Here is a 21466-nt window from a genome sequence, read left to right as displayed (position 1 = left end):
GCCGCTCCGAAGTCCGTGACTCCGCACACCGAATTCAAGGCTGAAATCTACGTTCTCACGAAGGACGAAGGTGGCCGCCACACGCCGTTCATGAACGGCTACCGTCCGCAGTTCTACTTCCGCACCACCGACGTGACTGGCACGATCCAGCTCCCGGAAGGTGTCGAAATGGTGACCCCGGGCGACACCGTGACCATCCACGTGAACCTCATCGCCCCGATCGCCATGGAAAAGCAGCTCCGCTTTGCTATCCGTGAAGGCGGCCGCACGGTCGGTGCCGGTTCTGTTACCGAAATCATCAAGTAATAGAGTAAAAAATGCCTAGAGAACTCATCGTGCTCGAATGCACAGAATGCAATCAGCGCAACTATGATTGCGACAAGAACAAGCGTCTTCACCCTTCCCGCGTGGAATACAAGAAGTACTGCCGCTTCTGCCGCAAGCATACCGTTCACAAGGAATCCAAGTAAGGAAATCCGCTTAGGTCGATAGCTCAATTGGTAGAGTCACGGTCTCCAAAACCGTTGGTTGGGGGTTCGAGTCCCTCTCGACCTGGGAATTTCCTCCGGAGTCATCATGCGTAAGATTCAGCAATATGTCAAAGAATCCATCCAGGAACTGAAGAAGGTTACATGGCCTACCTGGGAAGAACTCAAGGGATCGACCCTCGTCGTGATGCTCTTCAGTGTCATTATGGGTTGCTATATTGCCGGTCTTGATTTCGTCTTCTCCTGGTTGGTAAACCAGATCATGGGTAGAGGTTAATGCTATGAAGCGTTGGTACGCTATCCATACCTTTTCCGGTCAAGAGAACAACATCAAGAAACATATCGAGCAGATGATTGAACGCGAAGGCGTTCAAGACAAGTTCGGCCAGGTTATCGTACCCACCCGCGAGGTCGTGAGCAACGTCCGCGGGCGTCGTCGCGTTTCTACCCAGAACTTGTATCCTGCATACATCATTATAGAAATGGAGCTGGACGAGCTCACCCAGCACCTGGTGTCGACCATCAATGGCGTCACCCATTTCGCCGGAATGACACGCGCTTCTCGTGTTCCTATTCCGCTTCAACAGAGCGAGGTCGATCGTCTCCTTGGGGTTAATCCTGAAACTTCCATGGAAGGCGAGATCCAAATCCCGTACACCATTGGCGAAAATGTCCGCATCAAGGAAGGTCCCTTCAAGGACTTTGTGGGCGTCGTAGACGAAATCATGGAAGACAAGACCAAGATCAAGGTCATGGTCACCGTCTTCGGTCGTTCTACGCCTGTCGAACTCGCCTTCAACCAGGTTGAGTCCGCCACCGCATAGTGTTACGGTTTTTGCAACGGAGATAAAAAGTGGCAAAGAAAATCACAGGTTACATTAAGCTCCAGATTCCCGCAGGCGCTGCCAACCCGGCTCCTCCGGTAGGTCCTGCCCTTGGTCAGAAGGGTGTGAACATCATGGAGTTCTGCAAGCAGTTCAACGCTAAGACTCAGAATGACAAGGGCATGATCGTGCCGGTCGTCATCACGGTCTACGCTGACAAGAGCTTTACCTTCATCACGAAGGTGTCGCCGGTTCCGGCCCTCATCAAGAAGGCCGTCGGCATTGAGAGTGGTTCTGGTGAACCCAACCGCAAGAAGGTTGGCAAGATCACCAAGGCCCAGGTTCAGGAAATCGCCCAAAAGAAGATGCCTGACCTAAATACAATCGACCTCGAAGCCGCCATGCGCATGGTTGCGGGCACTGCTCGTTCCATGGGTATTGATGTGGTTGACTGAGGCAGGTAATTCACCGTTACGTATCTGACAGGAAAATTTCATGTTCAGAGGAAAAAAATACAAAAAGATTGCTGAATCTTTTGATCGTAATCAAGCCTACGATCTGAAGGCGGCAATCGAAATACTCAAAAAGTCCGAATTGAAGTTCGACCAGACGGTCGAAATCCACTTCAATCTCGGTGTGGACCCAAAACATTCCGACCAAGTGGTTCGTGGCACTGTCGTGCTTCCGCATGGTACCGGTCGTTCGGTCCGCGTTCTCGTTTTCTGCAAGGACAACAACCTTGAAGTTGCAAAAAACGCTGGCGCAGACTACGCGGGTGGTGCTGACTTGGTTCAGAAGATTCAGGAAGGCTGGCTGGACTTTGACGCCGTCGTTGCTACTCCCGACATGATGCCGGTGATTAGTAAGGTGGCCCGTGTCCTCGGTCCTCGCGGTATGATGCCGAGCCCCAAGGCTGGTACGGTGACGGTCAACGTCGCTCAGACAGTCAAGGAACTCAAGGCCGGTAAGATCTCGTACCGTGTTGACAAGGGCGCTAACGTTCACGCTCCTGTTGGCAAGCTCTCCTTCACCGTCGACCAGCTGGTTGAAAACACCAAGTCCGTGATCGACTCTGTCGTGAAGAACAAGCCTCAATCTTCTAAGGGCACTTACATCAAGAGCCTCACTCTGACGGCTACGATGGCCCCGGGCATCAAACTTGATATGGCACTGACACGATAGGAGATACCATGAAAGCTGTAGTTAAAAAACAACAGACCGTGGACGCCCTCGTTGAATCCTTCAAGGATGCTACCGCCGTCTACCTGCTCAATTACCAGGGCATCACTGTCGAAAAGGACAACGCCCTCCGTAAGGCTCTCGCTTCCAAGGGTGTCAAGTACCACGCTGTGAAGAACACTCTTCTCAAGCGTGTGCTCGCCGCGCTCAAGGTGGAAGGTCTCGACGATTTGCTGACCGGAGCTACCTCCGTCATGGTCGGCTTCGAAGAAGATCCGCTTCTGCCCGCTCGCGAAATTGAAGCGTTCCACAAAGCTAACCCTGATTTCTTGGTCGCCAAGAGCGTCTACCTCGATGGTAAGCCGATGCCTGGCTCCGAAGTCGTGAACCTCGCTAAGATCCCGGATCGCAAGGGCATGATCGCTCAGATCGTCGCCATCGCTCTCGGACCTGGTGGCACGATCGCCGGTCAAATCAAGGCTCTCCAGGAAAAGCTGGAAAAAGAATCAGGTTCCGAAGCCGCAGCCCCTGAAGCTGCCGCTGCCCCGGAAGCTTAACAACAAACCACAAACCAAAAATTTTAAACGGAATAATCGGAGAAACACATCATGGCAACTGATATCAAGGCATTGGGCGATCAAATCGTTGGTCTTACCCTTCTCGAAGCCAAGGCTTTGGCTGACTACCTCAAGGAAACTCACGGCATTGAAGCCGCTGGTGGCGTCGTAATGGCTGCCCCGGCCGCTGGCGCTGGCGCCGCTGCCGAAGAAAAGACCGAATTCGACGTTATCCTCGCCGAAGTCGATCCGGCCAAGAAGATGGCTGTCCTCAAGGAAGTCCGCGCGATCACCGGTCTCGGCCTCGCCGAAGCCAAGAAGGTCGTTGAGACTGCCAACAGCGTCATTAAGGAAGCCGCCCCGAAGGCTGACGCTGAAGCGCTCAAGAAGAAACTCGAAGAACTCGGAGCAAAGGTTACCCTTAAGTAATGCTTCCAGTTCTTTGAACTGCTCTTACCAATCGCCTGCACGCGAGTGCGGGCTTTTGGTGTTTTTTGTCTAATCAGGCTCTTCACCGGATGAGGTATTTCAAATGACCACGGAGCGAAAAAGTTATTCCTCCAACAAGTTCCAACTGGAACTGCCGTACTTGATCGAAGTCCAGAAGGCTTCATACGAGCAATTTTTACAGGCCGACATCCCGCAGGAAAAGCGCTTGCCCGCAGGCCTGCAGCGTGTCTTCCAGGACATTTTCCCGATTACCGATCCTAACGGGCTCTTCTCCCTGGAATACGAAAAGTATTACTTCGGTATCCCGAAATACAGCATCCCCGAGTGCCGCGAACGTGGACTTTCCTACAATATGGAACTTTACGCCACGCTCGCCCTTCGCGTGTTCGAAAAGGACGGCGAAGATACCAAACTCAAGGAAGAAGTCAAGAACGATGTCTTGATTTGCGAACTTCCTATCATGACCGAGAACGGTACGTTCATCATCAACGGCGCCGAACGCGTTGTCGTTTCGCAGTTGCACCGTTCTCCGGGCGTGAGCTTCGACGAAGAACTCCAGCCGAACGGCCGTTCCGACTACAAGAGCCGCATCATTCCTCATCGTGGTGCGTGGGTCGAATTCAACGTCGAAAGTGACGTCCTCTACCTCTCCATCGACCGCAAGAAGAAGATTGCGGCTACCGCCATGCTCCGCAGCATCGGTTTCGAGACCACCCAGGATATCTTGAACCTCTTCTATAAGAAGACCGAAGAAGTCGTGGTCGCCGAAGAAGCCGAAAAGTTCAACGAAGACGGCGTGTGCGAACTCATCGACCGCATCATCTTCAACGATGTCGTCGACGAATCTACCGGTGAAATCATTGTCGAGGCGAACTCCGTCATCGACGAACGCAAGCTCGAACGCCTGCGCGAAAGCAACGTGGAAAAGATCGTTCTCCTCTCCAAGGACGAAGAAAACCTCCTCATCCACAACACGCTTACCAACGACAAGACCAAGTCCCGCGAAGAAGCCCTCCGCACGATTTACTCTGTCACGCACCAGCAGCAGGACGAAGCTCCGAACCTGCAGGCTGCCGAAAACTACTTCGATTCCATGTTCCTGAACGACCCGCGCAAGTACGACTTGGGCGAAGTCGGTCGTTACCGTTTGAACGCCAAGGTCTACACCCCGAAGATCCTCAACATCCTCAAGGAAGTGGGCGAACAGTTCAAGCAGTACAACATGGACAAGGAACTCGCTCTCCCCGAACCGACCCGCACGACGATGAGCAAGGCCGACTTCCTGGCCGTCATCGAATACATGGTCGGCCTCTACGACGGCGAAGACGGTTATGCCAAGGACGATATCGACCACTTGGGCAACCGCCGTACCCGTTCCGTGGGCGAACTCCTCGCTAACCAGATTTCTGTGGGTCTTTCCCGCATGTCTCGCGTCATCCGCGAGAACCTCTCCCTCCACAACGACGACGAACAGACCACTCCGCGCGACCTCGTGAACACCCGCACGGTTTCCTCTGTTGTCCAGGCGTTCTTCGGTTCCAGCCAGCTCTCGCAGTTCATGGACCAGATGAACCCGCTTTCGGAACTTACCCACAAGCGTCGTCTCTCCGCTCTCGGTCCCGGTGGTCTTTCCCGTGAACGCGCGGGCTTCGAAGTCCGTGACGTGCACTACACGCACTATGGCCGCCTCTGCCCGATCGAGACCCCGGAAGGCCCGAACATCGGTCTTATCAACTCCCTCGCGTCTTACGCCATCGTGAACCACTATGGCTTCATCGAGACTCCGTACCGTATCGTCGGTCTCGTCGACTTCAAGGACGCCCAGGGCAATATCGTGAAGTTCCCGGAAGCCAAGTGGCACTTCGGTATCTTCAAGGCCTTCGTGCACGACCCGCACTACTTCCTTTCCCAGCAGGAACTCACCCGCAAGGAAATGGACGCCATCCGCATGAACCTCGACAACCGCCAGCGCGACCTGTTTGACTCGTTCGCCGGCAAGGTGTTCCAGTTCACCGATTCCGAAGGCGAAGTCCGCTACTTCAAGAACGGTTTCGAACTCGACGGATTCAGCGGCAGCGCCGACTACGTGCAGGCCAGCAACTCCATCGACCAGGTCGTTTCTGACTTTATCACTTACCTCACCGCCGACGAAGAAGACGCCTTCAAGGTTGCTCCGGCCTCTACCGAGCTCACCGACGACAACCGCTTCAAGGAAGAATACGTCATCGTCCGCGACAAGAGCGAATACCCGCATGTGCTCCGCCAGGACAGCATCGAGATTGGCGACTACGACGTCGAACGCATCGACCTCATGGACGTGGCCCCGATGCAGATCGTGTCCGTGGCCGCTGGCCTCATCCCGTTCCTTGAACACGATGACGCCAACCGCGCATTGATGGGTTCTAACATGCAGCGCCAGGCTGTGCCTCTGCTCCGTGCGGAAGCCCCCGTGGTGGGTACCGGCCTCGAACGTCGCGCCGCCCTCGACTCGGGTACGGTTGTCCGCGCCAAGCACGACGGCCGCGTGACCTTCGTTGACGCCCGCAACATTACCGTGCAGCGCGGCAACATGGTGAACGGCAACTTCGAACCGCTCACCGGTCTCGGCGAAAACTACGAATTCCTCGGCAAGGATCCTATCGACGAATACACGCTCCGCAAGTTCGAGCGTTCCAACCAGGATTCCTGCGTGAACCAGAAGCCTATCGTGAACGTGGGCGACTTCGTCAAGGCTGGCGACGTGCTGGCTGACGGCGTGTCTACCGACCACGGCGAACTGGCCCTCGGTAAGAACATCCTCATCGGCTTCCTCCCGTGGAATGGTTACAACTACGAAGACGCCGTTATCATTTCCGAAGAACTCGCCATCAAGGACACCTTCACTTCCATCCACATCGAAGAATACGAACTCGATGTCCGCGAAACCAAGCGCGGTCCGGAAGAACTCACTCGCGAAATCCCGAACGTCGGCGAAGAAGCTCTCCGCAACCTCGACGAAAACGGCGTGATCCGCGTGGGTGCCGAAGTCGGTCCGGATGACATCCTCGTGGGTAAGGTTACCCCGAAGGGCGAAACCGAACTCTCTCCGGAAGAACGTTTGCTCCGTGCCATCTTCGGCGAAAAGGCCGGCGACGTGCGCGACTCCTCCCTCAAGGCTCCTCCGGGCATGAAGGGCGTGGTTCTCGAAACCCGCATCTTCTGCAAGAAGGAAAAGTCCGACAAGAAGAGCAAGGAAAAGGATCAGGAAACGATTGAGAGCATCCGCTCCAACTTCCAGACCCAGATCGACAAGATCAAGGAATCCTGCCGCGAACACTTGTTCGAACTCCTCGGCGGCAAGCCGGCCGGCAAGGTGATGGACAACGAAACTCATGAACTCCTGATCCGCGAAGGCCAGACCTACACGGCTCAGAACCTCACCGCTATCGACGTGACCAAGGTGTCGCCCGCATCTACCTTCGTGGTGGGTGACGACGAACTCCAGGAACAGGTTCTCTCGCTCGTGCTCGTCGCACGCGACAACCTCGACACCCTGACCCGCACGATGGAAAAGGAAATCGACAAGGTCACGAAGGGCGACGAACTCAAGCCCGGTGTCTTGAAGAGCGTCAAGGTGTACATCGCCAAGAAGCGCTGCCTCTCCATCGGTGACAAGATGGCCGGTCGCCACGGTAACAAGGGCGTTGTCTCCAAGATTGTTCCGGTCGAAGACATGCCGTTCACCGAAGACGGTCGTCCGCTCCAGATCCTCCTGAACCCGATGGGCGTGCCTTCTCGTATGAACATCGGTCAGGTGCTTGAAGTCCACCTGGGCTGGGCCGCCAAGACGCTCGGCTTCAAGGTTTCGACTCCGGTGTTCGACGGTGCCAAGTTCGAAGACATCTGCAAGGAACTCGAAAAGGCCTACCAGAAGAACCCGATCGTTAGCTACGAGATGGATCCGGAACACGACAAGATTATCGGTAAGGCCAAGCTCTATGACGGCCGTACCGGTGAAGCCTTCCTGAACCCGGTGACCATCGGTTACATGTACTACCTCAAGCTCGGCCACTTGGTGGACGACAAGATCCACGCCCGTTCTATCGGTAGCTACGCCCTTGTGACGCAGCAGCCGCTCGGCGGTAAGAGCCAGTTCGGTGGCCAGCGCTTCGGTGAAATGGAAGTGTGGGCCATGGAAGCTTACGGTGCCGCTTACACGCTGCAGGAACTCCTCACCGTCAAGTCCGACGATGTCACGGGACGTTCCATGGTGTATGACGCCATCGTCCACGGCAAGAACACGCCGAAGCCGGGTATCCCCGAGTCCTTCAACGTTATGATTCGCGAAGTTCATTCTTTGGGTCTTGATATCGAGACCATTGGAGATAAGTAATATGTCCGAAGAAATGATGGAAAATCAAGAGAATTCCGGCGATATTTCGATTCATCTCGCCGCTCCGGACCTGATCCGTTACTGGTCTTATGGTGAAGTCACCAAGCCGGAAACGATCAACTACCGTACGTTCAAGCCTGAACGTGATGGTCTTTTCTGCGAAAAGATCTTCGGACCTGTCAAGAACTGGGAATGCAACTGCGGCAAGTTCAAGCGCGCACGCTACAAGGGCGTTATCTGCGACCGTTGCGGCGTCGAAGTGACCCACTCCCGCGTCCGTCGCGAACGCATGGGCCATATCGAACTCGCTATTCCTCTGGCTCACACCTGGTTCGTCCGTAACCAGCCCTGCGTGATTGGCGCCCTCCTCGGCCTCAGCACGAAGGACCTGGAACAGGTCATCTACTACGAGCGCTATGTCGTTATCGACAAGGGCGACGCCGAACTCGAAGAAAACTCCCTCATCGACGAAGTCACCTACCAGGACCTCGTCGCCGAAGGCCGCGCGTTCGACGCCCGCATGGGCGCTTCCGCCATCAAGCTCCTGCTTGACAAGCTCGACCTTACCGAACTTTCCGCGAAGCTCCGCGACCAGGCCCGCTCCAATTCCAAGACGAAGATGGACGATGCCATCAAGCGCCTCAAGATTGTCGACGCCTTCCGCAAGTCTCAGATGGAAAGCTTCCGCAGCTACTACAACAACCCGGACGGTTCCCGCGACGCCGGCAAGGCATGGCTCAAGGGCCTCGCCGAAGCCATCGCCGAATTCAAGGCTGACTACGAGTCCAAGCACTCCGAATTCGTGCTGGCCGACGCCTACGAAGAATTCCGTCGCCGCTACCCGAACGAAGTGCGCCTCCTCGCGAACCAGCCTTCCTGGATGATTCTCGACGTGCTTCCGGTGATTCCGCCCGACCTGCGCCCGCTCGTTCCGCTCGAAGGCGGCCGCTTTGCGACCTCCGACCTGAACGAACTCTACCGTCGCGTCATCAACCGCAACAACCGCTTGAAGAAGCTCATCGACATCCGTGCCCCTAACGTGATTCTCTGCAACGAGAAGCGCATGCTGCAGGAAGCCGTCGACCAGCTGTTCGACAGCGGCCGCCGTACCGCCCGTACCGGCAGCACGCGCCCGCTCAAGAGCCTCGCCGAACTCCTCAAGGGTAAGCAGGGTCGCTTCCGTATGAACCTCCTCGGTAAGCGTGTGGACTACTCCGGCCGTTCCGTCATTGTGGTGGGACCGGAACTCCAGATGCACCAGTGCGGTCTCCCGAAGCGCATGGCTCTCGAACTTTACAAGCCGTTCATCATCCAGCGCTTGGAAGAAGACGGCATCGTTTACACGCTCAAGTCCGCCAAGAAGTACGTTGACGCCGAACGCCCCGAAGTGTGGGACATCCTCGAAGAAATCATCGAGGACCACCCGGTCATGCTGAACCGCGCCCCGACGCTTCACCGCTTGGGTATCCAGGCCTTCTATCCGAAACTGATTGAAGGTAACGCCATCCGCCTCCACCCGCTCGTCTGTACCGCATTCAACGCGGACTTCGACGGTGACCAGATGGCTGTGCACCTCCCGCTTAGCTTCGAAACTCAGCTTGAATGCCGCGTGCTCATGCTGTCCTCGAACAACATCCTGCACCCCGCTTCCGGTCAGCCGATCGCTGTGCCGGGCCAGGACATCGTGCTCGGTCTGTACTACCTGACCAAGCCGCGTCCGGGTCGCAAGGGCGAAGGCATGCACTTCTACGATTCTGCCGAAGCCATCCGCGCTTACGAGAACGAAGTTGTCGACCTGAACGCTTCCGTCTACCTCAAGCTCCCCGCCGGTCGCAAGATCTACACGGGCGCCCTCGAGAAGGACTGCGTTTGCGTGCGTGAAATCGCCGACGACAACGGCAACCTCGAAGAAAGCGTCAAGGCTGGCGAAAAGATCAAGTTCCTTACGCTCAAGGAAGACAACGTCATCAAGACGACTGTCGGCCGAATCATCTTTAACGAATTTGTTCCCAACGAACTCGGTTATGCTAACGAAACCTTCGGCAAGAAGGTTATCGCCAAGTCCATCGACGACCTGTACCGCCGTACCGGCAACCGCGTGACTGTCGAATACCTCGACAACCTCAAGGCCAACGGTTACAAGTGGGCAACCCGCGCCGGTTCCTCCGTGGCTATCGCCGAAATGGTGATCCCGGAAGAGAAGCAGGCCTTGCTCGATGCCGCTACCGAAAAGGTCAACGAAATCCGCAGCCTTTACGAAGACGGTGTGATTACCGATGGCGAACGTTACAACCAGATCATCGACGTGTGGTCCAAGACCACGAGCGATGTCGCTGCCAAGCAGTGGGATTTGCTTTCTCACGACCGTGACGGCTTCAACCCGGTCTACATGATGGCTGACTCTGGCGCTCGTGGTAGCCGCCAGCAGATTATGCAGCTGTCCGGTATGCGCGGTCTGATGCAGAAGCCGATCAAGCAGCTCGGCGGTCAGGAAGTTATCGAAAACCCGATTAAGTCCTGCTTCCGCGAAGGCCTGAACGTGATGGAATACTTCATTTCGTCTCACGGTGCCCGTAAGGGTCTGGCCGATACCGCTCTTAAGACGGCTGACGCTGGTTACCTTACCCGTCGTCTCGTGGACGTGGGACAGGACCTCGTTGTTACCGAAGAAGACTGCGGTACCACCGACGGTATTGAAGTTTCCGCATTCAAGGATGGTGACGATACCGTCATCCCGCTGGAAGAACGTCTCCTCGGTCGCGCACCGGTCGACGACATCAAGCACCCGGTGACGGGCGAAGTGATCGTGAAGGCTGGCGAACTCGTGACCGAACGCGACCTCCCGAAGATCAGCGCGACCGGTCTCGAACACATCAAGATGCGTTCCGTGCTCACTTGTAATTCGAAGAACGGCGTCTGCTCCAAGTGCTACGGCCGTATGCTGGCTTCCGGTCGTCCGGTCGACCTCGGCGAAGCCGTGGGTGTGCTCGCTGCACAGTCCATCGGTGAACCGGGTACGCAGCTTACCCTCCGTACGTTCCACATCGGTGGTGCTTCTTCCCGTCTGACTGTCGAGAACAACAAGAAGGCCGTCGTCGATGGCCGCGTCGAACTCGAACAGGTCGTTACAGTGGACCACGAAGGTCAGAAGATCGTTACGAGCCGCATGGCCGAACTCGTCATCTTCGACACCACAGGCATTAACAAGGGTCGTTACCAGATTCCGTACGGTGCTATCATGCACGTCGAGAACAACGCCACGGTCACTAAGGACCAGGTGATGTTCGAATGGGATCCGTACAACAGCCCGATTATCACCAACGTGGCCGGCAAGGTCAAGCTCGTCGACCTCGTTGAAAACAAGACATTCCGTGTAGAAAAAGACGAAAACACCGAAGTCGAAACCTGGATCGTTATTAGCGAGAAGCATGGCGGCAGCGCAAAGCAGCTGCGTCCGGCCATCAGCATCATCGACGAAACCGGTGCCAAGGTTGGACACTTCATGTTGCCGGACGGCGCTATCTTGACCGTCCACGATGGCGACAAGGTGACCGTCGGTTCTACCGTTGCAAAACTTCCGCGTGCCGCTGGTAAGACCCGCGACATTACCGGTGGTCTTCCGCGCGTTGCCGAGCTCTTCGAAGCCCGCAAGCCGAAGAACACCGCCGTGCTCGCCCCGATCGACGGTCTCGTCGTCATGGGCAAGGAAGTGCGCAACAACCAGGAAGTTATCATCAAGATGGACGATCGCGAAGAGAAAGTGCTGGTTCCGCGTGGTGTCCACTTGGCGGTCAACGAAGGTGACCGTGTCCGCGCTGGTCAGAAGATCAGCGAAGGCAGTGCAGACCCGCACGATATCCTGACGATCCTCGGACCTGAAGAGGTCCAGCGTCACTTGGTGAACGAAATCCAGGCGGTGTACCGCCTGCAGGGTGTGGCTATCGCAGATAAGCACATCGAATGTATCGTCCGCCAGATGATGCGCAAGGTGAAGGTCAAGGAATCCGGCGATTCCGAACTGCTTCCGGGCGAAGAGATATCCAAGGCACGCCTGCGCGCCGAGAACGACCGTCTGGTCGCTCAGGGCAAGGCTCCGGCGACCTTCACGCCGATGCTCCTTGGTATCACTAAGGCCTCCTTGGCGACAGACAGCTTCATCTCTGCCTGCTCGTTCCAGGAAACCACGAAGATCCTTACCCGCGCTTCTATCGAAGGGCAGGTCGACCCGCTCATGGGCCTCAAGGAGAACGTGATTATGGGCCGCCTCATTCCGTGCGGTACTGGTGCCCGCCACCTGAGGAACGTCCAGGTGGTTGATGCCGATGCCGAGGCGGAAGAACGCCTGCGTTTGCAGAATGTGCATGCCGATTACGGTAACGCAGACTCCGGAATTCAGATGATTGACACCGATATGGGTGCCTCTGATGACGAAGATGTGGACTAATTTCGGTTATGTACTTGAAAAATTTGGAAAAAGAACTATATTTGCACTCCAAAATCTAGGAGATTAATAGTGCCTACTATTCAACAGCTCGTCCGCAACGGACGTGAACAGATCAGCAACAAGACCGCTTCCGTGGCCTTGAAGTCCTGCCCGCAGAAGCGCGGCGTTTGCACCCGTGTGTACACCAGCACTCCGAAGAAGCCGAACTCCGCTCTTCGTAAGATTGCCCGTGTGCGTCTTTCCAACAAGATGGAAGTTACCGCTTACATCCCTGGCGAAGGCCACAACCTCCAGGAACACTCCATCGTGCTCATCCGCGGTGGCCGTGTTAAGGATGTTCCGGGTGTCCGTTACCACATCATCCGTGGTGCTCTCGATACTCAGGCTGTCAACGGCCGCCAGAACGGCCGCTCCAAGTACGGTGTTAAGAAGAAAGGTGCCGCTCCGGCCAAGAAGTAAGGAAGTAGAATATGTCTAGAAGAAGAAAGGCTCTCCATCGCTCCATCCTCCCGGATCCGCGTTTCAAGTCCGTTCTCGTCACCGAACTCGTCGGTGTCGTGCTCAAGCAGGGCAAGAAGACCATCGCCGAACAGATCGTCTACACTGCTCTTGACCTCCTCGACAAGAAGGTCGAAGGCAAGGAAACCCCGCTTGAGAAGTTCGAAATCTGCCTCGAAAACATCAAGCCGCGTGTTGAAGTCAAGTCTCGCCGCGTCGGTGGTGCCAACTACCAGGTTCCGATGGAAGTTGCTCCGGACCGCGCCAAGGCTCTCGCTCTCCGCTGGCTCCTTGATGCCGCCCGCAACCGCAACGAACCCAACATGGCCGACCGCCTTGCTGCCGAACTCGTTGCTGCCAAGAACGGTGAAGGCAACGCTGTCCGCAAGAAGAACGATACGCACAAGATGGCCGAAGCCAACAAGGCTTTCGCTCACTTCCGTTTCTAATTCTCGCGCGCAAGCACAGAATTATCCTAGAGAGAGGCTCGCTGTACAAACAGCGGGCCTTTTCTGTTTCTTCTAAATAGTTTTTCGCGCCATTCATCCCCGTACTTTTTCCTGTTGTCAGCGGGTTGTGCGGGGCCTGTCCTTTCTCGGGGGAAATGAGTTACATTTATTGCGTAACTAGGAGAAAATGGACAGTGAAGATTAGTTTGTACATAGTCTTCTGCGCCTTGTGGCTTGCCATGCCGGCGATGGCGCGTGATGTGCCGGATACATCCCTTGTCGGAGAATCGTTCGAACACTATTCCGAATCGGTTCTGCGCAGGCCGGAACCCTAGAGAAAAAATGAGTGGCTGGATAACGCTTGCGGGATTTGTCGGGTTTACGACCGGTAGCGTGATTTATATAGCCGTAACAAGGAAAACGACACGCATGGATGTCACGATAAAGTTCTAGCCGTATAGGTACTGTGAAAATTCTTTCTTGAACGAAGAGGCTTAAGGCGCCCGCATTGAGGCGCTTTCGAAGAATACTTCGCTTAGCGCACCACGTCGAGTTTGTAGATGCTGCGAGTGCTTACTTCTGGCGCGTTGATGACGTGCTCGCCCGGGGCGAAGTTTTGCACTGCGCTCTTCCACAGGATGCGTCCCTGGTAATCGAACTGAATGACGCTCGCGGTCACGGCGCGGTCAACTTGCAAAAGCAACTTGCCGCCCTGCTGCCGGAACGAATACTTGCCCGCAATCGCGCCCGTGCGGATGGCGATGCTCTCGTCCGAAGAACTGGAAGAGCCGAGAGAACTGGAAGAACTTAGCTCTATGTCGCCTTGGCTGCTGGATGATATCTGCTCGAGCGCCTTCATCTTCGCGATGCCCGCCTTCCAGGCGTCCACTGCGGCTTGCGAGGTATTGAGCGCCCAGTCGCCTTCGTTGGCTTCCTTGCTCTGGCTGAACCACATCACCGCGAATACCCGCGAGAAGTCGGTCGCGAAATGTTCGAACATGTCGGTTATCCATTCCGCCTTGTTGCCGCCCTTTTCGGAACTGGATATCTCGGCGATAAAGAGCGGCTTGTCGATGTTCGCGAGGGCGTTGTATGCCTTCTTGAATACCTGCGAGAAAGTCTGCCAACTGGACCAGCTTTGGCATGTGCCCCAGTTGTAGCCGTCGATGGAAATGTAGTCCACGTATTCGTCGCCGGGATAGTTGCCCGTGAGCGTGGTTCCGCTTCCCTGATTCGAGGCGTTGGTGGTCCATACCCATTTTACGTTGGTCACGTTTTCTTCGCGGAATATCTGCACGATGTGGCGGAATGCCTCGGCGACGTTCGCATCAGTGTTCCCGGCTCCTGCCTTCCCAACCCCCCAGTCGTACCAGTCGCCGTTCGCTTCATGAAGCGGTCGCATCCAGATTTCGTCGCCGAAGCTCTTCACGCCTTTTGCAAATTCGTGTATGTAGTTGTCTGCCCTGCCGTTTACCAGGTCCTGCGCTCCGTAGCCGTTCGCCATCCAGGTCACGACGAGGGTGGAGCCGTTGTTCTTCGCGACATTCGCGTACACTTCGGTCGCGTTCCAGTCATTGACGTCGAATAGGGCGAAGTAGCTGATGAGGTCGATGTGCGAGCCCTGCAGGTCCTGGAAGGCCTGCACGTTTGCCTGAGTAGGTTGCGGATACTGTCCCGGCCCGCCGACCCATGCGCCGACTTGGAATGCCATGGCCGTCACGGGTGCGAGCGCCATCGTAAATAGAAATTTTTCGTTCATTGTTCTTCCTCCTGCGAGGCTTTGGCCTGCAAATGTACCCTCGCTTGTAAAACTAGATTGTGCGGCCCTTAGATGTGCATGTGAAGAAAATCACATTATACTAAAGTGTATCTAGTGTTACAAACACGCCGGATTTCCCAGGTCCGGTCGCAAATTCCCATTATCCGAATCAGATTATCCAAAAACGGATAAACCTTTTGGGACAAAAAAGGTTAGATTTATGTTGTTTAGAAGGAGTCCTCTGTAAGCAATGTGGTCGAAAATGATGTATAGAAAGTTATTGCTGACTATAGGTTTGCTTGCGGCCTTTGCGGGGGCTACCCCCGTTGCGGAATACTGCGCCGAAATCTTGAACGACAGCACTTACCGCCCTCTGCTCATAAAGGATTTGAACGAGCCTATAAGGGAATGGAATTATCCCAAGACCATTCCTTGTAGTCGTTCCAGGTGCGAAGTAAAATGGGAAACAAAGAGCGAGGTCTCTTTCCCTAGAGATCTCGATTGCAGGAATGGTTGGCCTAGAAAAGTCTATTGCTTTTATAATATTGATGACTCTCCGGTGTGCGACAGTTGTTCTGGTTACCCGATGAAGTTGGATCGCATCAAAAAGATGGAACTGAATGGGAGCGAGATGAGGGACCCCAATTCTTGCAAGATAAGCCAATGGACTTTACACAATGCACGTGAGTCCCTGAAAAAATTTTATGGCAAGGCATTCAGGGGCGAGTGGATTGGCTGGTGGAATACCAACGACAATGGCGCTCTTCCCCAGATGAGACATGAATTTTTGGCAAAACTGGTGGGCGAATGTGTCGATACGATTCCCGTAATGGACTATTGTGTGGCGGAGGGCAAGAATGCGGAACTCCATTTGGTGAGGTCTTATGAAAATTTGCCGAGGCCCGCTTTTGCCGCTGGAACAAAAAAAGACGAGACGATGAAATGCGAAGGGACGATGCGGGTTGAAAAAACGTACGAAATGGATTTTGGAAAATATGGGACGCGAAAATTGGTTCACTTCGTGGAGGAGGATACTTGTCATGGAACGAGCATTATTGCGAAAGAAGCATATATGCCAGTATTCAAGCATATCGATGCGAAGACCCTCAAGGGAATCCCTGCAAGGAGCCTGTACGGGAAAACAGTTTCTGTGACATCGAAAAATATTCTGACCTGCAATTTTGATACCATAGAAAAGAACGTGCATTATGTTGTTCGTGTCGTGGGCAAGTGCGGTAAGCGGGATTTGCAAAAAAAGGAAAAGCTGAACATCTTTGAACTGAAACAGGTAAAAGACGTTCAGGCCTATCACGAATCCCTTATTGAAGACTGGGAAACGTGCGGGAATGGGGTTACCTGCCCGACGACCTGCATAGAGATGAAGGACTTGCTGAAATGAACCGATTAGCTATTATTTTCATGGCCTTTTTTTCGGGTTGCCTTTTTGCAAAGGATGCGGCGACGGCTCATTTCTGTGTTCAGGAATTTTTGAAAGAAGCGGATTATCGTACCTTGAAAATCCAGCCGGTGGGGGAGGTTGCTGGCGATAAAAAATGGAAGTGGCCCGATTCTCTTACTTGCGGCAATGTCTATTGGAAAAACGAATTTGCGCTAATTTACAAGGGCGACAGTATCAACTTCAAGGAGGAATACAACGCCATTCCTGGAAAAATTGCCTGTAGGTCGTGTACAGACAAGGAACGCCTGCGCGATAGGGCCGTGCCCGCGCCCTCTATGAGCGAGTTGGTGGCGCACAAGTATTATATCGAAGATGAATTATTCGAAGAAAAAAAGCCCATGATGGACGAGGCTTCTGTCAAGGAGCTTTACGGAAAAAAATTCAACGTCGAATGGAAAACTTCGCTTTTGTGTACATGCCCTGAGTATGGCGTTTCCAATTTGAAGACGAAGATGAATGTCGTGATAGACGGGGAATGCGCCAAACAGGCTGTTGATTCTGCCAAGGTCGATTCGGCGGATGGGACGTCCGGGGGGGAATGCGGCTGCTCGGGGAAATGTTCGTCGGGTAAAGAGGAGAAGCAAGATACCGTGCTTGCCGCCGGAGTGTTCCCTTGTTATTCGATTAATTCAAGTCGCAATAGCCATAGCGTGAGTTATTATGCGAGCACGAAAGTGATGAATCTGGATGGTCAACCCGAGGGGACGGACGAAAGCTTGGGCTGTTTCAGTATCCGGGGTCAAAACTATCTGGTGTTGGGTTCCAATGTGCCTAAACCGATTTATCATGAGTTTGATGAAGATTCCTATAATGATTGCTACGAAAGCGAGGATGATTTCAAGAAGATGAAACTTCGAACATCCCCGTTCTATACGTGCGGCCAGGCGAAATCTACGCCGAGGGGATGCTTGCCGTTGGAAGAAGGAACCAAGCTGGCATTCGATTCAAGCGGAAAATTTACCGGCTGGGATTACTATGCTTTGTGGGTACATGCAGGACAGGAAACGAAAGAAAAGGGAGGAATCTCGCTGCCGGCGAATGTGTCGGGGAACGTGCTGACCGAAATCGGAAACGATGCCGCTCGAAAGACGGCCGGCATGGCGTTCTATTGCGGGAGGGAAAGGATCGGCTACAAGAAGTTTGAACGGAACCAGTTGTCTTCGCTGAAGGAGGCCATCGACGCATGCAATGCGTGGCAAAAATCGGGCGCATGTTTTTTTGACAAGGCGAAGGAAGATTCGATTGCCGCAGAAAAGGCCCGGCAGGACAAGGAATGGCGAGAGAATAGGGATCGGGAAGTCAATGCGGAGAAAAAGGCCCACTACGACCAGGTGGAGGCGACCAGGAAACGTTTGGAAAAGGACTCCGCCTTTATCAACCTGAACCGGGCCTATGAAATTTTCAAGCGTTACGAAAAGGTGGTGTGGTTTGATTTGGAAGGAAAAGAGATTGCCAATCCGGATAGTGTCGACCCCTTCGATTTGATGACGAGGAAATGGATGGTCCGCATGGAGGATTCGGTAAAGTATGCCAGGGTGATGGATTCCATCAACACGTTGAGTCATCCTTTCTTTGAACGGATTCACCAGCGGTCCGAGCCGATATGCAAGGGCGGGTTCACGCAGAACGACACGCTCAAGGAGCTGGGCAAGGTGCTTGCGGCGTGGTACCAGAAGAATGGCCGGAAAGATTATTTTGTAGAAAACATGAGTATTGCTTATAGGGCGAAACCTTGTAAGATCAATGAAAAAAAGTCGGAAACGTTCCATGAAATCGTTGAAGAAGATTGCGAGTATATAAAGGTCGACTTCTTGTGCGTTGACGAGAGGGAAATGAATTCCAAGAGGATGTTCTTGACAAAGAAGGATTGGGAGGAACTTGACGTATTTTCTGGTTGTGATCGTTGGACGGGGCGGACGAAACAGGATGACGATAGGTACAACAAGGAAGAATTCCTGCCTTTTCAAACCAGTCTCAATGCCTATGACATGTGCTTTGACTATGGATCCGAATCTTTTTACAAGATTTATTTGAACTTGGGCAATGGGGAAGCGACCGTATATGGCGCCTGCATAGAGTTCAGTTTTAAGAAGGTCGACGGCGTTTGGAAATACACCGGTGCGCATGTGAAATGCTGGATTTGATAAATTATATGTGTGTTGACAGGAGAGAGACAAGGTGCGATCTGGACAAATTCTCGTTTATCTAATAGAGCTGTTGCTCGTTATGTTCATTTGCGGGTGCTCGCAGACCAATGAAGAAGATGTGCAAAAGGCAAAACGTTTTGAAGCGTTAAAAGAGTTTCCGTTGGATACGGTCCTTACCCGTGCGTATGAATTTTACGAGCAGTTCCAGGCGACGGGTGACACGCTGAAGCGCGATTCCATGAACGATTACAGGGACCACTTTTTTGCGAGATGGAAATTGACTTCGGATTCCCTTTGCGGAACGGTTCCGGCGGATGATTCCCTGGCGGCAGAATTGCGCGATATCTACGAAGTTGTAATGACGTTTGATATTAAACGCAAGTATCGTTATGTTCTTGATAGGGAAAAACAAGATTCCATTCAGAATGCTTTATATGAAATGAGAAAGAAGGGATGGGAAGAAAATCCCGATTCAATGCGAGCCGTTCAAGAAAAACAAGATAGTATCCGAAAAGCGACGTTTCAAAATATGCTCGACGGCCTTCTTGCCCGCAAAGAAAGAAGGAAAGAATATGAAGATTCTGTGCGAGCTGTTCGAAATAAACAGGATAGTGCTTGGAGCGCAGAGATTTGGGCTATTCCGCTTGAAGAGGCTTTGACAGGCTTGAAAAAAGATTCCAATAGCGTGTACAAATATATTTATTTTGTCCAAACGATGGAGGTGTTTTATGTTGACACTTCCGTTTCTGATATGAATGAACTGGATAAGATTGATCGACACCGTATAAAGCGGGATGCGTGGAAAGGAACGAAATCAGTTTGCTTGAGCAAAACGCCGATGGGTCAACAAGTTCTTGTTCTAAACAAGGAATATTACTCTCTATTGAACAATTTTATGAAGGTGAATGTCCATGAGAGTCGCCAAGAGAGATATACGTTCTTGCCGATAAAATATCCTTTCTGGTATCCGATGATTTCTGTTGTGCCGCATCATTCGGGCGATGATTTTCAATTCGAATCGTTCCCGAACATGGGAACGGCCCTATTCAACAAAACTCATGATTTGGTAATATTGAGTGTAGAGGAATCCTTCAATAGCGGAAGCTACTACTATTTAGCTAAGAAGAACGGTAAATGGGAATTGGTAAAGTACAAGCATGGTTGGGTGGCGTAAGGGACAATTTGATTGTGAAGCTCTTGAAAGAATTAAACTGGTTTGCGCTGCTCTGCGTTTTTATGCTCACGGCTAATGCTTTTGCGCAGCCGCCTGCACAGGATTTGCAGGACTCGCTGCCGGCGGATTCTTTGCATGCAGATTCCCTTTCGAAAATTTCGCTTGACCTTGAAATTGATACAGGCAAGGTTGAACCCGCCAATGTCCCTGTAAACAAAGAGACTGCTTCGAAGAAAGACTATTTCCCGACTGGATGGGCCGGCGAATTTGCCTATGCGGGGCCAACGACGTTGCATATAGCTCCTTTGGGATTTAAAGATTGCGTGAAAGAGCGGGCCTCTTTAAAAAAATTTGGATTCATATGGGGTTTCCCGTTCGTGTCCGCAGATCTAGATTTCGGAGATGACTTCACGATTTCTGATGAAGGCATTTTGTCTGCGGTGTCTTTTTTCTTTTTACTGAGCGGAAACGAAACTTTAACTAATGTCGTGGGTGTCATAGATTATGTGCTGTTCGGCAATACGTATTTCTTGCTGACGGATAATGGCCGGTTCGGCTTGTTTGAACAGCATCGCGTGCTGGACTATGCAATATACGCCTTGGGTACAGGTTCGTCTTGGGAATTCGGGTTTTCAGAGGCAGTCGGTATCAGGTTTGTTTATACAAAAACTAAAAGGGACGATGCGTATTACGTTGATTTAGGCGCCCACGTGCGAATAACCAATAAGCATTTCCGTTTCGGAGTGTTTTTGCAGTGGGGCTTTACAGGGATTCACACGTAGGCCTCCTTTTTGTTCACGATTTTTGCGCAGCGAGTTCTCTGTCCTGCTCACTTTTTCTATCTTTTCCCGCACAAAGAATTTCACACTAAACCAAAAGGCTAAAAAATGGCTTCTAAAATCAAATCCGTTGTTGCCCGCCAGATCCTCGACTCTCGCGGCAATCCCTCTCTCGAAGTTGATGTTACCCTCGAAAACGGCGTGACCGGTCACGCTGCTGTCCCGAGCGGTGCTTCTACCGGCGAACGCGAAGCTTGCGAGCTCCGCGACGGCGACAAGAGCAAGTTCCTCGGCAAGAGCGTTTACACTGCCGTGAAGAACGTCAACACCAAGATCGCGAAGAAGATTGTCGGCATGGATCCTTCCAAGCAGACCGAAGTCGATGACGCCATGATCGCTCTCGACGGCAACCGCATGCTCAAGAACAAGCTCGGTGCGAACGCCATCCTCGGCGTTTCCATGGCTGTTTGCTGCGCCGCTGCTAACGACGCCAAGATGCCGCTCTACCAGTACATCGCCAAGCTCCATGGCACCAAGAAGCTCACGCTCCCGTGCCCGATGTGCAACGTGATCAACGGCGGTGCTCACTCCTCCGCTCCGATCGACTTCCAGGAATTCATGATCGCCCCGGTTGGCGCCAAGACGTTCTCCAAGGGCCTCCAGATGGTCACCGAAATCTTCCACGCCCTCAAGGCTGTGCTCAAGAAGGCCGGCTTCGACACCACCGTTGGTGACGAAGGTGGCTTCGCTCCTGGCGTTTCTATCAAGCCGGCCAAGAACAAGTTCGGTTACGAAATCACTGGCGTGATGACCCTCGAAAAGGCTCTCGACGCCCTCAAGGCTGCAACCACCAATGCCGGTTACAAGTTCGGCACTGACATCAAGAT

General features: G+C 53.3%; 17 protein-coding genes, 1 tRNA gene and 2 pseudogenes. 19 read left to right on the top strand and 1 reads right to left on the bottom strand.

Going from position 1 to position 21466, the window contains the following annotated elements; genetic code table 11:
• From tuf to IK012_RS10325, 14 genes and pseudogenes are all read left to right on the top strand, one after another.
• Nucleotides 1-306, top strand: a pseudogene (gene tuf / locus IK012_RS10390) (elongation factor Tu); the annotation flags it as partial.
• 11 nt (nucleotides 307-317) lie between these two features.
• A complete protein-coding gene (gene rpmG, locus IK012_RS10385) occupies nucleotides 318-470 on the top strand; it encodes a 50S ribosomal protein L33 (RefSeq protein WP_014545993.1) in 153 nt (50 codons plus the stop codon).
• Nucleotides 471-482: 12 nt separating this feature from the next.
• Nucleotides 483-555, top strand: a tRNA-Trp gene (locus IK012_RS10380).
• A 21-nt stretch (nucleotides 556-576) separates the two neighbouring features.
• Nucleotides 577-765 (top strand): preprotein translocase subunit SecE, encoded by a 189-nt coding sequence (gene secE, locus IK012_RS10375; RefSeq protein WP_173384173.1) that lies wholly within the window; start codon nucleotides 577-579, stop codon nucleotides 763-765.
• Nucleotides 766-769: 4 nt separating this feature from the next.
• Nucleotides 770-1312, top strand: coding sequence for a transcription termination/antitermination protein NusG (gene nusG / locus IK012_RS10370; RefSeq protein ID WP_290954077.1), 543 nt, complete (start codon nucleotides 770-772; stop codon nucleotides 1310-1312).
• Between the two features lie 29 nt (nucleotides 1313-1341).
• The gene (gene rplK / locus IK012_RS10365) at nucleotides 1342-1767 is read left to right on the top strand and encodes a 50S ribosomal protein L11 (RefSeq protein ID WP_088636458.1); all 426 of its coding nucleotides are present in this window, start codon (nucleotides 1342-1344) and stop codon (nucleotides 1765-1767) included.
• 40 nt (nucleotides 1768-1807) lie between these two features.
• A complete protein-coding gene (gene rplA / locus IK012_RS10360) occupies nucleotides 1808-2494 on the top strand; it encodes a 50S ribosomal protein L1 (protein WP_290954072.1) in 687 nt (228 codons plus the stop codon).
• 8 nt (nucleotides 2495-2502) lie between these two features.
• Nucleotides 2503-3048 (top strand): 50S ribosomal protein L10, encoded by a 546-nt coding sequence (gene rplJ / locus IK012_RS10355; protein WP_173384175.1) that lies wholly within the window; start codon nucleotides 2503-2505, stop codon nucleotides 3046-3048.
• A gap of 51 nt (nucleotides 3049-3099) precedes the next feature.
• Nucleotides 3100-3477, top strand: coding sequence for a 50S ribosomal protein L7/L12 (rplL, locus tag IK012_RS10350; RefSeq protein ID WP_173384176.1), 378 nt, complete (start codon nucleotides 3100-3102; stop codon nucleotides 3475-3477).
• Nucleotides 3478-3580: 103 nt separating this feature from the next.
• Complete coding sequence (gene rpoB / locus IK012_RS10345; RefSeq protein WP_290954068.1) at nucleotides 3581-7870, top strand: DNA-directed RNA polymerase subunit beta; 4290 nt, start codon at nucleotides 3581-3583, stop codon at nucleotides 7868-7870.
• Nucleotide 7871: 1 nt separating this feature from the next.
• Complete coding sequence (gene rpoC, locus IK012_RS10340; protein WP_290954065.1) at nucleotides 7872-12314, top strand: DNA-directed RNA polymerase subunit beta'; 4443 nt, start codon at nucleotides 7872-7874, stop codon at nucleotides 12312-12314.
• Nucleotides 12315-12383: 69 nt separating this feature from the next.
• Complete coding sequence (rpsL, locus tag IK012_RS10335) at nucleotides 12384-12773, top strand: 30S ribosomal protein S12 (RefSeq protein WP_072809591.1); 390 nt, start codon at nucleotides 12384-12386, stop codon at nucleotides 12771-12773.
• A gap of 11 nt (nucleotides 12774-12784) precedes the next feature.
• On the top strand, nucleotides 12785-13261 hold the full coding sequence (rpsG, locus tag IK012_RS10330) for a 30S ribosomal protein S7 (protein ID WP_173384179.1): 477 nt from the start codon (nucleotides 12785-12787) through the stop codon (nucleotides 13259-13261).
• Between the two features lie 194 nt (nucleotides 13262-13455).
• Nucleotides 13456-13596, top strand: a complete 141-nt coding sequence (locus IK012_RS10325) for a hypothetical protein (protein ID WP_290954062.1) — start codon at nucleotides 13456-13458, stop codon at nucleotides 13594-13596.
• A gap of 200 nt (nucleotides 13597-13796) precedes the next feature.
• Here IK012_RS10325 and IK012_RS10320 read toward each other — a convergent pair whose 3' ends face one another.
• A complete protein-coding gene (locus IK012_RS10320; protein ID WP_290954059.1) occupies nucleotides 13797-15020 on the bottom strand; it encodes a glycoside hydrolase family 26 protein in 1224 nt (407 codons plus the stop codon).
• A 262-nt stretch (nucleotides 15021-15282) separates the two neighbouring features.
• Between IK012_RS10320 and IK012_RS10315 the strand changes: the two genes are divergently transcribed.
• From IK012_RS10315 to IK012_RS10295, 5 genes and pseudogenes are all read left to right on the top strand, one after another.
• Complete coding sequence (locus IK012_RS10315; protein ID WP_290954056.1) at nucleotides 15283-16419, top strand: hypothetical protein; 1137 nt, start codon at nucleotides 15283-15285, stop codon at nucleotides 16417-16419.
• A 20-nt stretch (nucleotides 16420-16439) separates the two neighbouring features.
• Entirely contained in the window at nucleotides 16440-18623 is a 2184-nt protein-coding gene (locus tag IK012_RS10310) for a hypothetical protein (protein WP_290954053.1), read from the top strand.
• A 34-nt stretch (nucleotides 18624-18657) separates the two neighbouring features.
• Nucleotides 18658-19800 carry a hypothetical protein gene (locus IK012_RS10305; protein ID WP_290954050.1) on the top strand — a complete coding sequence of 381 codons (1143 nt, stop codon included), beginning with the start codon at nucleotides 18658-18660 and terminating at the stop codon, nucleotides 19798-19800.
• A complete protein-coding gene (locus tag IK012_RS10300; protein ID WP_290954047.1) occupies nucleotides 19761-20582 on the top strand; it encodes a hypothetical protein in 822 nt (273 codons plus the stop codon). Before IK012_RS10305 ends, IK012_RS10300 begins: the two co-directional genes overlap by 40 nt.
• 105 nt (nucleotides 20583-20687) lie before the next feature.
• Nucleotides 20688-21466: pseudogene (locus IK012_RS10295) on the top strand (phosphopyruvate hydratase); the annotation flags it as partial.

Origin of the sequence: Fibrobacter sp. (genome assembly GCF_017551775.1) — a bacterium.
Taxonomy (GTDB): Bacteria; Fibrobacterota; Fibrobacteria; order Fibrobacterales; family Fibrobacteraceae; genus Fibrobacter.
The sequence above is the reverse complement of the archived record's forward strand: the minus strand, read 5'-3'. Positions and strand labels throughout refer to the sequence as shown.